The 15296-nt window shown below is 28.2% G+C and carries 13 protein-coding genes; 1 reads left to right on the forward strand and 12 read right to left on the reverse strand.

Translation table 11 applies throughout. From position 1 onward, the window contains the following. The first annotated feature begins 251 nt into the window (after positions 1-251). Complete coding sequence (locus VJI77_RS06125) at positions 252-881, forward strand: MBL fold metallo-hydrolase (RefSeq protein ID WP_323988753.1); 630 nt, start codon at positions 252-254, stop codon at positions 879-881. A 177-nt stretch (positions 882-1058) separates the two neighbouring features. On the opposite strand, the gene VJI77_RS06130 is transcribed toward VJI77_RS06125, so the two are convergent. The 12 genes from VJI77_RS06130 to dnaA all read right to left on the reverse strand — a co-directional run bounded on the left by VJI77_RS06130 (position 1059) and on the right by dnaA (position 14840). Continuing rightward, on the reverse strand, positions 1059-2441 hold the full coding sequence (locus VJI77_RS06130; protein ID WP_323988754.1) for a DUF4026 domain-containing protein: 1383 nt from the start codon (positions 2439-2441) through the stop codon (positions 1059-1061). A gap of 69 nt (positions 2442-2510) precedes the next feature. Next, a complete protein-coding gene (locus VJI77_RS06135; RefSeq protein ID WP_323988755.1) occupies positions 2511-3578 on the reverse strand; it encodes an HpaII family restriction endonuclease in 1068 nt (355 codons plus the stop codon). A gap of 15 nt (positions 3579-3593) precedes the next feature. After that, positions 3594-4706 carry a DNA (cytosine-5-)-methyltransferase gene (gene dcm / locus VJI77_RS06140; protein ID WP_323988756.1) on the reverse strand — a complete coding sequence of 371 codons (1113 nt, stop codon included), beginning with the start codon at positions 4704-4706 and terminating at the stop codon, positions 3594-3596. Between the two features lie 219 nt (positions 4707-4925). Then, the gene (locus VJI77_RS06145) at positions 4926-5690 is read right to left on the reverse strand and encodes a SigB/SigF/SigG family RNA polymerase sigma factor (RefSeq protein ID WP_248111278.1); all 765 of its coding nucleotides are present in this window, start codon (positions 5688-5690) and stop codon (positions 4926-4928) included. 4 nt (positions 5691-5694) lie between these two features. Continuing rightward, complete coding sequence (locus VJI77_RS06150; RefSeq protein ID WP_323988757.1) at positions 5695-6042, reverse strand: ATP-binding protein; 348 nt, start codon at positions 6040-6042, stop codon at positions 5695-5697. A 2-nt stretch (positions 6043-6044) separates the two neighbouring features. Beyond that, positions 6045-6350: an STAS domain-containing protein gene (locus VJI77_RS06155; RefSeq protein ID WP_293439793.1), complete on the reverse strand. Its 306-nt coding sequence runs from the start codon at positions 6348-6350 to the stop codon at positions 6045-6047. Positions 6351-6359: 9 nt separating this feature from the next. Next, positions 6360-8789: a DNA gyrase subunit A gene (gene gyrA, locus VJI77_RS06160; RefSeq protein WP_323988758.1), complete on the reverse strand. Its 2430-nt coding sequence runs from the start codon at positions 8787-8789 to the stop codon at positions 6360-6362. 9 nt (positions 8790-8798) lie between these two features. Further along, positions 8799-10715: a DNA topoisomerase (ATP-hydrolyzing) subunit B gene (gene gyrB, locus VJI77_RS06165; RefSeq protein WP_323988759.1), complete on the reverse strand. Its 1917-nt coding sequence runs from the start codon at positions 10713-10715 to the stop codon at positions 8799-8801. After that, entirely contained in the window at positions 10708-11808 is a 1101-nt protein-coding gene (gene recF / locus VJI77_RS06170; protein WP_323988760.1) for a DNA replication/repair protein RecF, read from the reverse strand. Before recF ends, gyrB begins: the two co-directional genes overlap by 8 nt. 2 nt (positions 11809-11810) lie before the next feature. Then, positions 11811-12032 (reverse strand): RNA-binding S4 domain-containing protein, encoded by a 222-nt coding sequence (locus VJI77_RS06175; protein WP_323988761.1) that lies wholly within the window; start codon positions 12030-12032, stop codon positions 11811-11813. A 9-nt stretch (positions 12033-12041) separates the two neighbouring features. Further along, the gene (dnaN, locus tag VJI77_RS06180; protein ID WP_323988762.1) at positions 12042-13148 is read right to left on the reverse strand and encodes a DNA polymerase III subunit beta; all 1107 of its coding nucleotides are present in this window, start codon (positions 13146-13148) and stop codon (positions 12042-12044) included. Positions 13149-13424: 276 nt separating this feature from the next. Then, complete coding sequence (dnaA, locus tag VJI77_RS06185) at positions 13425-14840, reverse strand: chromosomal replication initiator protein DnaA (protein ID WP_009354385.1); 1416 nt, start codon at positions 14838-14840, stop codon at positions 13425-13427. Between the last annotated feature and the right edge of the window lie 456 nt (positions 14841-15296).

Consider the following 15296-nt stretch of genomic DNA (forward strand, 5'->3'; position numbering starts at 1 on the left):
TTAAATTTTAAAGAATATTTCTAAAAATAAAATAAAAAGGGAGTATTTTTAAAAATTTATTATCCAACCTTATTTACTTAATCATTATTCCTTACTAAAAAATATAAAAGTCTTAATATATGAATACATCGGACATGAATTTTCAATGTAATTAAAAAAGTAATAATTTTTGAAGTGGAAAAAATTTAGTATTAGTGATATAATATAGAACAATATAAAAAGATATAACTTTCAATTATAGAGGTAATAAAATGACTGAAATTTCTAGAATAAAATGTGGAACTGGTAGTTGCTATATTGTATCAAATGGAAATAATGCAATCTTGGTCGATACGGGAAGCAAAGAAAATTTAAATAAAGTAATATCAGAATGTAATAAATATGATATGAAACTTATTGTTCTTACTCATGTTCATTTTGACCATGCAGAAAATGCTGCAGTATTGTCTGAAAAATACAATATTCCTGTAGCTATAAATCAATTAGATGAAGAACTTTTTGATAGTTATGATAAACAGCCACTCAATTCTTACGGAATAATTGGAAAAGTTATTCTTTCTCTATCTATCAAAAAACTTGAAAATAGGAAAGTTGAAAAACCAAAAAATCTAATATTTGTAAAAGATGAAGATAAACTTTCAGAATATGGAATAGATGCAAAAATAATTGAACTTGCAGGACATACTAAAGGGTCAATAGGAGTTGATACAGGCAATGGACTTATAGTTGGTGATGCACTTGATAACTGGATTTTCCCTGCAACTGGACATCTGTATAGTGACTTTGACGAAATAAAAAGAACTGCTGAAAAAATTAAATCTCTTAGCAATAGAACTCTGTATTATGGGCATGGAAAGCCAACAAATAACAGCTTTAAATAATTTTAATTAAAACAACAAAAAATCAACGGATTTCCGTTGATTTTTTCACTATTTTAATCTTATATATTTTGTAGCTCTGCCTATGTCCTCTCTTTAGATTTCCCCTTAATAATCTTTTTATCCCTTAAAATATACCTTAATTTAAGGGATAAAATTGTTTACTTTTAACATATAATATTATAAATCCAATAAATATACTGTCTCTGGACTTACGACACCATTTTCAGTATGAATCCTCCAATCACTCACATAATCTATAGAATATGTCCCCTCATCGCCTTCATGTAAATTAGGAATGTTATAAGATTCTTGAGTCAATCTTGCCTTAAAACTATCTCCTTCCATAGAAAGAGCCTCAAACCAAATATGTTCACGATTTTTCTTATCCAAATTACCATCTTCATCAATTGTTTCAAGACCTAATTTAATAATAATCCCAATATCTTTACCATCTTGTTTTTCCCTAAGCATCCTTTCGACATAAGAAAATCTTTCTCTCGCCAAAGAACTCATTCTTGCAGTTTCTTCAGTACTTATATAATACAGAGGATTATTCTCCAGTTTTTTTGTGAACTCTGAAGGCTTTCTTAAACGATTTTTATTAAAATCTTCTTCACTTCCATAAAGGAAAAGTATATTTGTTTTAGAATTATGTGATTCTTTTCTATCTTCAATACCTCCAAGAATATCCTTAGGATAATATTTCAAAGCATTTATCCATTTTTTTGACGTAGCAACTATCGGTTCTCCATTATAAAAAACTCCCATATTTATAGTTTCTTCACCAATTTCATTTACATCATCCTCTTCAACAGGATTGTTTTCATCTAACAATCTACAAGCATAACTTGAAATTAAGTCATAATGTGTTCCGGAGTCGTCCTTATTTGAACCTAAAATTTCAATTTCATGCAAATTACATCTACACAATCCATGTGTATGTAGCCAAACTTCATTTTCATCATAAACAGCTTGAACAGTATATAAACTTATAGGAGCAGGAAGCACATTAGAATTTGCTGCTAATTCAACCCATTTTTTATTTAATAATCTCTCAGCACTTTCATCACAAAGAGCCACCATCTCAGGAATCATAGCATAGACAAGTTTTAGCTGTAAATGATAACATTTTTTAGGATTACCTTCAAACTTCATATAAACATTTAAGGCATTTTTTACTTTTAAAATCTGTTCTTTTTCCTCTTCAGTAAAATATTGTAGTTGCCATTGATACATTTCTTCTGTATAAAAATCTCCAATATAAAATCCTACTTCATATTCTACTCCATCATATGATATAACAAGTTTTCCTGGTAAATCTTCACTTGGCATAATTTTTTCTTTAATTTCAACACCATCTATGGCTTTAATATTAGCAAAAGTATCTTCAGTAATTGTGTAATTTTCAGGTGTTAAAGCCAACATATATGAAAATTCTTCCCAATAAGTAAGATGTGCTTCTTTAATCAAAGCAGGAGAATACTCTTCATTAGAATGCTCTTCTTTCTTTTCCTTTGAATCTTTGATTAATCCTTTAAACAAATTTTTAAAATAACCCATAATTTTTCTCCTTTGTAATTTATTAAAAACTTATAAGAAGTATATCACAATAAAAATAACGGTTATCAGTTATTTTTTATATCTTACTTGTAAATTTAAAGTAAAATAAATTTCTCCTTCTTGTTCTTCTAGACGTAGCATATCATACCTAGAACTACTTGGTGAATCTAATTTTGTTTCATTTATTAAATACTTTTTAACTTCATTATAAAAATATATCATATCTAAAACATAAACTTCTGAATTCATAGTAACAATTATTAATCCACCATTAGCAGAATATCTTCCATTCCATTGTTCACTAGGAAACATCCCAAAACTAACAGCAGTTAAAAAGTCTTCTAATTTTTTTATTGATATGTTCAAATTAGAATAAACAGAAGACTTCTCAAATAATTTTTTTAAATCTTTTTCTCCTTCTTCATATGATTTTATTAAACATTCTGCCAAAGCTTCTGGAAGTAGCATATCAATCATTTTTAAATTAGTTTCAAAAGTTTCACTTATAACTTTATCAAAAAATATTTTACCACGATAACTATAGATTTTTTCAATTCTATCTTTTAATTTAGTTCTGGTATTTATCGAATTAATTTCATTTATTTGTTCTGTATTTAGACCTTTTACTTTATATCTAAAATTAGTATGATTACTTGCATTTAATATAGTAGCAGGACTTCCGAGTTGTGACTTTATACTATATCCTAAATTATATATTTTATTTGTCCTGACATCAAAATTTAGTAAATTTATATCTTCTTTCAACTGTGAAGAACCTTTAAAATTACTAATATTTATACTATTTTTACAAAGCCATTTTTCAATAGATTTAATTTCAAATGAACCTTTCCCATTACCTCCTAATGTAATGATACTCTTAAAAAGTACATTTTTTAAAAATTCGATATCTCTAATTTTTATTGGATTAATCATTTCTCCAAAAATTGTAGGTATTACAAATTCATTATTAATATCAAATCTTATAATTCCATTTTTCTTACTAGAAAATATACTTTCAACCAAAAAAATATTATTACTTATAGCTTTTAAATTAGAATCAACTATATGTAGTTTTCTATTACATAACAAATAAAAAATTGCATATAATTCTGACCATTCACCTTTATTAAATTTCATATATCATTTTTCCTTTTAATTATAAATTTCATCTAATCTATCAATCATATACTCTGCCATACTCTCAATAACAGGAATACAAACCGAATTCCCAAACAATTTATATTTTTGTGTATTACTAATTGTACTAGGTAATTTAAATTTATCTATTTCATTTTCAATAAAAGCATAATTTACAAATCCTTGTAATTTACCCCATTCTAAAGGTGTCATATATCTAATTCCTTCATTATTTAGAGCACCTTTTTTCCCTGAAATATTCTCTAATCCTACATATTCTTTCTTATACTGCCTTATTAGATTTCTTTCTTTTCCAGAACCACCAGTAGCCATTATTGTATTTGCTATTGGATTAGGTTCGTCATTAACAATAATATATCCAAATCCAGAATTATTAGTTTTATGTCTTTTCTTATGTTTATTTAAAGTATCTATATATTTTTGAGAAAGATAATATTTTGGTTCTACATCTTTTTCTAACAAGTCATTTAAATCTTTATATAAATTTAATTTACGTTCTTTTGGTAACATTGGAAATTTATACCCCTTTGGAATATCATTTTTCCTAAAACCCATAATAAATACTCTTGCTCGTTTTTGGGGTATTCCAAAATTATAGGGTGTCCTAACTATACTTTCCTGTTTTACAGAATATTTTTTACCAAAAAATGTTTTTTCTATGTCAACTCCTACCACATAATATCCTAATTCATCTAATGTTTTTGCAATTACATTAAATGTATTTCCTTTATCATGCTTTAATAATCCTTCTACATTTTCTAATAAAAAAGCCTTAGGCTTAGTCATCTGTAATATCTTAGCTATATCAAAAAATAATGTTCCTCTTGTTTCATCTTCAAATCCTTCTTTTAGTCCAGCTATTGAAAAAGCTTGACAAGGAAATCCACCTAAAAGAATATCATAATCTGTATCTTTAACTAATTGTTTAAATTCATCCGTTGTAACATCATTATAAGGATTCTCTCCATATATAAATTCATAAGATTCACAAGCATACTTATCTACTTCAGCAGATAGTACATTTTTAAATCTACCTGTTTTTTCAAAACCTCTTCTTATTCCACCTATTCCCGCAAATAAATCAATGGTTTTATAAATTTTATTCAATATAATCTCCCCCATCAGCTTTTATTGCTTATACGAATTTTATAACACTTATTTATTTCAATTTAGTAAAATTTTCATAACTGCTTTTTTTTATATTATATATAAATAATTATAACATAAAATATTTTAAAAATCTTTATTTATACTAGATATTAATAATAATTCTAACAACTTCCCACACAAAAAATCAACGGCTTCCCGTTGATTTTTCTCCTAAATTTACATATTCAATTCTTCTCTAAATTTTGCAAGGGCTTTTTTTTCGAGACGACTTACTGTCATCTGTGAAATGTTTAGCTCTTTTGCAAGGGCAACTTGCGTTTTTTGTTCAAAATATCTTCCAAGTATTATTTGTTTTTCAACTTCTGTTAGTTTTTCTAAAGTTTTTTTAATAAAATCTTGATTGTCAACAAAGTCAAATTCTTTGTCTTCTTCTCCAACAATATCAATTAAGTTTGTGTCTTTGTCTTCACTATCTGAATTTTCAAAACTTTGATCTAATGATTGAGGTGTATAAACTTTACTAGCTTCCATAATTTCCAACACTTCTTCTTCAGAAAGTTCTACATAGTCTGCAATATCCTTAATTGTTGGAGTTCTTCCAAGCTCTTGTGTTAAATGATATTTTGCATTATTAACTTTTTTAGAGTTCTCTTGTATTCTTCTTGGAACTCGAATTACCCAACCTTTGTCTCTGAAATATCTTTTTATTTCTCCGACGATAGTCGGCATAGCGAAACTTGAAAATTCAAAGCCTTTTGAGATGTCATATCTATCTATGGCATAAATTAAGCCAAGACTTGCAACTTGGAATAGATCATCATAGTCTATTCCACGATTTACATATTTTTTAGCTAAAATTTCAGCCATATATAGATTTTTTTCTATTAATTTATCTCTAAGTTCTGGTGTGGGATTTTCAAAATACTCTTTAAATAGAGCTTTTATTTGTTCTGAGTCCGGTTTGTTATATACCTTTTTCATTTTTTTATCCTTTATTTTTAACTAAAAGTACACTATTTTCTCTGAATTCTACTTTATCAACTAAATTTTCCAAAATTAGTAAAGCAAATTTATTTTCTTCTTTTTCTTGAATTCCTGAAAGGGAAATGTCAGGCATGACTTCAATTTCGATTTTATCTTCAAAGACATCCATACTGATTTCAAAAAATTCACTTTCATCTACAAATAAATTTACAACTTCAGAAATTGAAACTTTTAAATCTTCGATATTTTCAATATCCATAGAGATTGTATTAGCTATGGAAGATATTGAAAGTCTTAAAGTTGAAATATATTTTTTTTCTGAAGGAAATTTTACAAATATTTTATCCATAATTACCCCTCGATTTCAAAAACTTTATCTAAGTCAGTTATAAGAAAGATTTTTTTGATATGTGGTTTTAAGCCTGTAATAACAAGTTTCTCTCCTTTTTCTTTTATATGTTTGTAGATACTTATAAAAGCACCGAGTCCTGTTGAATCAATATATGAAAGATTTTCACAATTCACTGTTATTTTTTTTACTCCTTGAACGGAATTAACTTTTTCTTTAAATTCTTTATTGGAATTTATATCCAAATCACCTTGTAAGTCGACAAAAAGTTTTTCTCCCTCTTGTCTTAAATCAACTTTTAATTCCATAGCATCTCCTTATTCAACATCATTTACATATTTTGCAACTGCAACGATTTTATCTTCGTCTTTATTTACATCTTTTATTATAACACCTTGTGTATCTCTACCTTTTACTGGTATGTCTTTAACAAGAAGTCTAATAATTCCTCCACTTTGTGAAAGTACGATGACTTCATCATTTGGATTTACCATTTTAGATGAAACTACAAAACCTGTTTTTTCAGTTACTTTATAAGTTTTAACACCTTTTCCGCCTCTGTTTTGTACTTTGTAGTTTGAAGCTAAAGTTCTCTTTCCATAGCCATATTCAGAGAATACAAGTAGGTGTTTTCCTTCAGAGTCAAGATTCATTGAAACAACTTCATCGTCTTTATCAAGTTTAATTCCTCTTACACCCTGTCCAGTTCTTCCGATTTCTCTAAGGTCTGAGAGTGCAAATTTAATCGCAAGACCTTTTTTTGTAACTAGAATAGCTGAATCTTCAACTGGTGAAACTCTAACTTGGATTAATTCGTCATCATCAACTAAATTAATTGCTTTCATTCCAACTTTTCTAATAGCCTTGAAAAGTTCAACAGATGTTCTCTTGATTGTTCCCTTCTTTGTAGCCATAATCAAGTATTCATCAGCTTCTGCATCTTTTACCGGAATTACTGCATTTACTTTTTCTCCATGCATTAATTCTAAAAGATTTATAATATTTTGACCTTTTGCTTGTCTTTTTCCTTCAGGAATTTCATAAGCCTTTAGTTTATAAACTCTTCCTTTATTCGTAAAGAATAAAATCAAGCTATGAGTTGAAGTTACGAAAAGACTGTCAACATAGTCATCTTCTTTTGTAGTAAGAGCAACAACACCTTTTCCACCTCTGTTTTGTACTTTGTAAGTATCAGAAGGAATTCTCTTGATATAACCTTGTTTTGTAAGAGTTATTACAACATCTTCTTCTTTGATTAACTCTTCAATTTCAATTTCATCAAAATTAGGTTTGATTTCAGTTCTTCTGTCATCACCAAATTTTTCTTTTATTTCAGTTAATTCTTCTTTGATTATATTTAAAATTAATCTTTCATTTCCTAAAATTTCTTTAAGTCTTGCAATTTCTTTAATTAAAGAATTGTATTCATCTTGTAATTTTTCTCTTTCAAGACCTTGAAGTCTTCTTAAACGCATTTCTAGGATGCTTTCAGCTTGAATTTTAGTAAAACCGAAACGTTCCATAAGTTTTTCTTGCGCGTCTGAGTAAGAAGCTCTGATTATCTTAATTATTTCGTCGATATGATCAATCGCTTTTAAAAGTCCTTCAACAATATGAGCTCTGTCTTCAGCTTTTTTAAGTTCAAATCTACAACGTCTTGTGATTACATCTCTTTGATGTTCAACATAATGTCCGATTAATTCCTTTAAATTTAAAACTTTAGGTTCACCATTTACAAGTGCAAGGTTTATTACCCCAAAAGTAGTTTGCATTTGTGTATGTTTATAAAGATTATTTAAAATAATATTCGGATTAGCATCTCTCTTTAATTCGATTACAATTCTAATCCCTTTCATATTACTTTCATCTCTAAGATCTGAAATTCCTTCAATTCTCTTATCTTTGATAAGCTCAACAATCTTCATAATCAAATTAGTTTTATTAACTTGATATGGAATTTCTGTAACTATAATTCTAGTTTTATTATTATGTTCTTCAATATTTGCAACTGCTCTTACAGTAATTTTTCCACGTCCTGTATGATAAGCTTGTTTGATTCCTTCAAGTCCCATAATATATGCACCTGTTGGAAAATCAGGACCTTTTACGAATTTCATAAGTTCATCAACGGAAATGTCGAAATTGTCGATATATTCGCAAGTTGCATCAATTACTTCATTTAAATTATGTGGTGGCATATTTGTAGCCATACCAACGGCGATACCAGCTGCACCATTTACCAAAAGATTTGGAAATTTACTTGGTAAAACAACCGGTTCTTTTTCGTTTTCGTCATAGTTTGGTGCGAAGTCAACTGTATCTTTATTAATATCTCTTAACATTTCAAGAGCAAGTTTTTGCATTCTAACTTCTGTATAACGAGGAGCGGCAGCACCGTCTCCGTCAATAGTACCAAAGTTACCTTGACCGTCAACAAGAGGATAACGCAAGTTAAAATCTTGCGCAAGTCTAACTGTTGCATCATAAATTGCAGAGTCACCATGAGGGTGATATTTACCCATTACTTCCCCAACAAGTCTTGAAGATTTTTTATAAGGCTTGTCTGGTAAAAGTCCAAGACCTTGCATTGCATAAATAATTCTTCTATGAACAGGCTTTAAACCATCTCTAACATCAGGCAAAGCTCTTGCAACAATAACACTCATGGCATATTCAAGGTATGACTTTTTCATTTCCTTTTCGATATCTACATCGACTATATTCATTTTATTTTCTATATCAGCCATCTATTCCTCCTATGCGTCAATATTTTCAACATATTTCGCATTTTGTTCTATAAATTCACGTCTTGGTTCAACCTTATCTCCCATAAGAGTTGAGAAAGTTTCATCTATTGACACAAGTTCTTCATCATCAATATTTACTTGTAGGAAAAGTCTGTTTTCAGGATTCATAGTTGTTTCCCAAAGTTGTGCAGGATTCATTTCCCCAAGACCTTTATATCTTTGAATTCTATGTGAATCACGACCAAGTTCATCTAAACTAGCTTGTAATTCTTCATCAGTCCAACAATATTTTACAACCTTAACACCTTTAATAATTCCATAAAGTGGTGGTTGTGCAATATATACATGACCTTGTTCGATTAATTCTTTCATATAACGATAGAAAAATGTTAAAATCAAAGTTCTAATATGTGCACCGTCAACGTCGGCATCTGTCATTATAACTATTTTTCCATATCTTAAATTATCTAAGTTAAAATCTTTTCCGATTCCTGTTCCAAAAGCAGTAATCATTGATTTAATTTCTTCATAACCTAAAATCTTGTCAATTCTTGCCTTTTCAACATTCATAATCTTACCTTTAAGTGGTAAAACTGCTTGGAATTTACTATCTCTACCTTGTTTTGCAGAACCACCCGCAGAGTCCCCTTCGACAAGATAAATTTCATTTACAGCAATATCACTTTCTTGGCAGTCGGATAATTTACCAGGTAAAGTAGTATTGTCAAGAATGGATTTTTTACGAGTTAAATCTCTTGCCTTTCTTGCAGCTTCTCTCGCTCTTGCACTACTTTGAGCCTTTTCTATAATAATTTTACCAACTTTTGGATTTTCTTCTAGGAAAGTCATCAAATTATCATATAGGAATGCTTCAACAATACCACGACTTTCACTATTTCCAAGTTTTGCCTTAGTTTGTCCTTCAAATTGTGGATTAGGAAGTTTTATTGAAACAATTCCTGTAAGACCTTCTCTTGTATCATCCCCTTGAAGATTTGCGTCCTTATCCTTAATTAAATTGTATTTTCTTCCATAGTCATTTAAAGTACGAGTAAGAGCAGTCTTAAATCCTACTAAATGGCTTCCACCTTCAGGTGTATGGATATTATTTGCAAAAGTTAAGACATTTTCAGAGTATCCGTCTGTATATTGCATAGAAATTTCAACTTGTGAATCTCCTCTTTGTCCTTGAAAATAAATAACTTCGCTATGAAGACTATTTTTATTTCTATTCATATACTCAACAAAAGATTTTATTCCACCTTCATAATGAAAAGTTTCTGTAAAATCTTCTCTTTCATCTGTAAAAATAATTTTAACACCTTTATTTAAAAATGCCATTTCTCTAAATCTGTTTCTTAAAATTTCTTTTTCATAGATAGTTGTATCAAAAATTTCAGAATCAGGTTTAAAAGTTATTATTGTTCCAGTTTCTTTTGAAGTACCTACCACTTCAAGCTTTGAAGTAGCATTTCCCCTTGAAAATTGTTGTTCATAAAGTTTTCCATCTCTTTTTACATTTGCAATAAGCCATTCTGAAAGAGCATTTACAACAGAAACCCCAACTCCATGAAGTCCCCCTGAAACTTGGTAAGCATTGTTATTGAACTTACCTCCGGCATGTAGAATTGTCAAAACTGTTTCAAGGGTTGATTTTCCTGTTTGTGGATGCACTTCTACCGGAATACCACTACCATTGTCTTCAACTCTTACAGAATTATCTTCAAAGATTGTAACTGTAATTGTATCACAAACTCCTGCCAAAGCTTCGTCAATACTATTGTCAACAACTTCATAAACTAGATGATGAAGTCCCTTTACTCCTGTCGAACCTATATACATACCAGGTCTAAGTCTAACTGGTTCAAGACCTGTTAAAACCTTAATGTCTTTCGCCCCGTAATTTCTAATTTTTTCTTTACTCATATTTTTCCTTTCTCACTTTTTCCATTTCTATAACATTAATATTCTTAAAATTATTTACAAAAGATTTATCTGTAGTCGTTATAAAGACTTGATTATCCGTTAAATATTCCAAAATTTCATATCTTCTATCTTCGTCCAATTCACTAAATAGATCGTCGAGTAAAATTATTGGCTTTACTCTCTTATACTCTTCAAAAATATTCTTTTGACACATCTTAACTGTAATTATAATATTTCTCTTTTGACCTTGTGAAGAAAAACTCTTTGCATCTTTACCATTTAAGATAAATTTAAAATTTTCCTTGTGAATACCAAAGTTTGTAGTCTTATTTTCACTATCCAATTTATAGGACTTAGAAAAATTTTCTAAAATTTCCTTTAGACATTCATTTTCTGATTTTTTATAATCCGATAAAATTGACTCATACTCTACAGAAAGAGTTTCTCCTGATAATTGTTGATGAATTGAATTTATTTCCATATTTATCAAATCAATCAACTTTTTTCTCTCCATACTTATTTCATAGCACAAAAGAGCAAGCTTTTTTGTAAGAGCATTCATCTCCTGCTTATAAAAACTGGATAAATTCATTCCCTTTAAGAGTAAATTTCTTCTGAAAATAACATTTCTATATAAATTTAATTTTTGTTTATAGCCCTTTGTCATCTTCATAATAAAGCTATCAAAAAAATTCCTTCTAAAATTTGGACTTTCTGTAATAATTTTTAGCTCATCAGGAAAAAATCCAATAACATTTGAAAAGTCGTAAAGCTCATTTATACTCTTAAGTTTAATATCATCAATTTTAAAAACTTTTTTCTTATCGTCAGTATATAAAAAAGAAATTTTATTTTCAAATCCCTTTTCATTTACAAAAGTATCAACTTTCGTAAAATTCTCTCCAAAACTTATAAAATCTTCTTGTTTTGCCTGCCTAAAACTTGACGCAACAAGAGAAATATAAATCGCCTCCAAAACATTCGTCTTTCCGATTCCATTTTTTCCGACAAAAACATTTATATTCTCTTTAAACTCAAAAGAAATATCTTTTAAATTTCTAAAGTTGGTCAAATGTATTTTTTCAACTATCAACTCTACCTCTTTTTAATAATCAAATTTACTTCTTCGTCTGCCAATACCTTAACAGTCATTCCGTCATAAATTTTTCTACCACGTCTTGTTTCAACTTCTCCGTCAACCAAAACTAATCCTTCAGAAATAAAGAATTTAGCATCAGCTCCAGTTTGAACAACAGCTGCATATTTCAACAACGAATCCAATTTTATAAATTCGGTATCAATAATAATTTCTTCCATTTTAAACTCCTAGTATTGAGAATCTTGCAACAAAACAGGTAAAACTAAATAAGTATAATCTATATTTTCATCTTCAGGTCTTATGATACAAGCTCCTGCTCTACCATTAAATGTAATTTCAACAAAATCCTGTTCTATTGTCTTTAATCCCTCTAAAACATATTTTGAATTAAAGGCTATTTTTAAATTATCTCCTTCTTTTTTGATGTCGATAATATCTTTTAAATCTCCAATTTCAGATGATCCTTCAACTAAAATACTATTATCATCTATTGTAAAAGTAACTAAATCGCCCTTTTCTGCCTTATAGATAATATTTGCTCTTTCAATTGCATTTATTAAATCACGTCTTGAAACAATAACTTTTGTCTTATGTTCGTAGGAGAATAGTGCCTTGTAGTTCAAATACTCTCCGTCAATTACTCTTGTTGAAAAGATTGTATTTTCAAAAGTGAAAATCGCACTTCCTCTTACCAGTGAAACTCCAACAACAGAGCCCTCAGGAACAATCTTTGAAATTTCGTTTAAAGCTCTTGGTGGAATTATAACTTTTTTCTCAATATCTTCTTCTATCTTAAAACTTCTCTTTGCAATTCTATGTCCATCAAGTGCAACAAAATCAACATTTTTATTTTCTATTTCAACATCAACACCATTTAAAACTATTCTATAATCATCAATAGCTGTTGCAAAAATAGTTTGTTTAGTTGCAACTTTAAGCAAATTTTCTTGAACATAAAAGTCCACTTTGTTTTCAAAAGTTGGAAATTCAGGATATGAATAAATATCCATTGCAATTATATTGAATTTCGCATTTTCACTTTGAATAAAGACTTTTTCTCTATCAACCTTTATATATACTTCATCATTAGGTAATTTTCTCACTATATTAGAAATCATTGAAGCATTAAGTAAAACTTCTCCTTCTTTTTCAACTTTACATTCAGTTGAAGTTTCAATTGCAAGTTCCAAATCAGTTGACTTTAAAGTTAATCTATTATCCTTTGCAATAAATAAAATTCCTTCTAGTATTGAAGTGTTATTTTTTAAACTTATAGCTCTTAAAGATATATTTATCAAACCCAAAAGTTCATTTTGCATTATCTTTATTTCCATAATTTTCTCCTTTTTTTCACATATAAAAAATATATAATTTAGTAGTAATAGTAGTAGGGGCTGTGGATATCTTAAACAACCCTTTTAAACATTGAAATATCAATATTTATTTACTGTATAACTACTGTATAAATCACAAAATAATTATAGACTTATAAACATATTAACAACTAAAAAAATCTTACAAAGTTATCAACAACTTATCAACATACTTATAAACAGTATAAGTCGAATAACTAAAAATTTCTTTAAAAATAATATTACTTTTTTGTAATATTAATCTTCTAACATTTTCTTTATGTTTTCTATATCTTTTCTTACAGATTCAGTAGTCTTTATCTTTTCATCAATTTTCTTAACCCCATGCATTATGGTAGTATGATCTTTCTCAAAGGCTGAACCTATATTTCCTAAAGCACAGTCTAACATATTTCTACAAAGATACATCGCAACCTGTCTTGGATAAGCAATTGAGTTAGCCCTATTTTTAGAGCTTAAATCGGAAACTTCTATTTTAAAATATTCACTTACAGTTTCCTTTATCAAATCAATATCCAATTCTCTCCTATTTAGTTCATTAAGTTTTTGGGATAAAATTCCCTTTACATAATCAACAGTCATTGGAGCATCTTGTTTCAATTTATAATGAGCCAAAACATTAATTAAAGCCCCTTCGAGCTCTCTTATGTTCGTCTTTATATTCATTGCAATAAATTCTAAAACTTCATTTGAAAGAGCTATAGGCTCATACTTTACCTTATCTTGTAAAATAGCCATTCTCGTCTCAAAATCAGGTGGTTGAATATCAACAGTTAGACCCATATTAAATCTACTCTTAAGTCTGTCCTCCAGATTTTTAATCTCCTTTGGTGGTCTATCTGATGAAATTATAATTTGCTTATTTCTACTGTATAATTCATTAAAAGTATGGAAAAATTCCTCTTGTGTTGCAGTCTTTCCTGCAATAAATTGAATATCATCTATAAGCAAAACATCGACATTTCTATATTTCTTTCTAAATTCAGATTCTGAATTTTGATTTTTATCCCTAATTGAGTCAATCAAGTCAATTGTAAATTTCTCACTACTCAAATATAAGACCTTACAATCAAAATTTTTGTGAATTTCATAACCAATAGCTTTCATAAGGTGAGTTTTTCCAAGTCCTGAATTTCCATAAATGAAAAGAGGATTGTAAGTACCAGCAGGATTTTTGGCAACTGCCTCAGCTGCAGCCATAGCAAATTCATTATTTTTACCCTTTACGAAATTATCAAAAGTAAATCTCTCTGAAAAAGCTGAAGAATTATTTGAAGAAGAAATTTTCTTTAATTTTCCCTTTTTTGAGCCTTTTTCAGAAGATTTTGAAAAGAAAGAAGTTTGACCTCCTAAATTTTTAATCGCTTCTAGATAGATTTCATCAGTAGCGACAACAGGTAAAAGCTCAGTTTTTTCTTTTGTTAAAGGAAAAAGTTGATTATTTATTGCATCTTCAATATAATCTTTAAAATTTCCATTAATAAAAGTTTTAATATAATTAGACTGACAAAGCACCATTAACTTATGATTCTCATAACAAATTGGCTTTAAAACTTCAATCCAAGTCGCAAATCGACTTTCTCCGAGTTTATCTTTTAACTCATTGCAAACTTCAAGCCATAAGCTATCAACCACTATTTCATTCTCAAACATAAACTACTCCCCATTTTCTAAGTTATTAACATATTTATCCACAGCAGATAAAATTTTTAAAACATTGAAATTTTAATATTAATAAAGACTTTTTAAAAAGATAATTAAATATTTTAAAAAGTTATCCACATTTTTATAAAAGTTATTTTGTTTATAAAATAAATTGTATTTTTTCAAATTTTGTTAAATTATAAAATATTTATTAGTAAAAAATAAACAATTTATCCACATATTTATTCTACTTATCCACATATTACATTTTTGTAAAAAAATAATTTGTAGATAATTTTATTGAAAATTTTTAATAATTTTTTAATATTAAAAAAATTTTACACATCTTTTCACAGTTAAATTATACCAAAAATCCAAAAAAAACTCAAATTTATTGCATTTAATATGCAAATTATTGTAAATATATAAACAAAAATATTACGTTAAAATTTATTGCACAAAAAA

The organism is Parvimonas sp. D2, from assembly GCF_035282635.1.
GTDB lineage: Bacteria > Bacillota > Clostridia > Tissierellales > Peptoniphilaceae > Parvimonas.

Excerpts from the sequence above, each read along its gene's own strand:
- VJI77_RS06155 (WP_293439793.1), bottom strand. The coding sequence starts at position 6,350 with ATGGAATTAAAAGTTGATTTAAGACAAGAGGGAGAAAAACTTTTTGTC.
- VJI77_RS06150 (WP_323988757.1), bottom strand. The coding sequence starts at position 6,042 with ATGGATAAAATATTTGTAAAATTTCCTTCAGAAAAAAAATATATTTCA.
- VJI77_RS06145 (WP_248111278.1), bottom strand. The coding sequence starts at position 5,690 with ATGAAAAAGGTATATAACAAACCGGACTCAGAACAAATAAAAGCTCTA.
- VJI77_RS06125 (WP_323988753.1), top strand. The coding sequence starts at position 252 with ATGACTGAAATTTCTAGAATAAAATGTGGAACTGGTAGTTGCTATATT.
- VJI77_RS06135 (WP_323988755.1), bottom strand. The coding sequence starts at position 3,578 with ATGAAATTTAATAAAGGTGAATGGTCAGAATTATATGCAATTTTTTAT.
- VJI77_RS06130 (WP_323988754.1), bottom strand. The coding sequence starts at position 2,441 with ATGGGTTATTTTAAAAATTTGTTTAAAGGATTAATCAAAGATTCAAAG.
- dnaN (WP_323988762.1), bottom strand. The coding sequence starts at position 13,148 with ATGGAAATAAAGATAATGCAAAATGAACTTTTGGGTTTGATAAATATA.
- dnaA (WP_009354385.1), bottom strand. The coding sequence starts at position 14,840 with ATGTTTGAGAATGAAATAGTGGTTGATAGCTTATGGCTTGAAGTTTGC.
- gyrA (WP_323988758.1), bottom strand. The coding sequence starts at position 8,789 with ATGGCTGATATAGAAAATAAAATGAATATAGTCGATGTAGATATCGAA.
- VJI77_RS06175 (WP_323988761.1), bottom strand. The coding sequence starts at position 12,032 with ATGGAAGAAATTATTATTGATACCGAATTTATAAAATTGGATTCGTTG.
- gyrB (WP_323988759.1), bottom strand. The coding sequence starts at position 10,715 with ATGAGTAAAGAAAAAATTAGAAATTACGGGGCGAAAGACATTAAGGTT.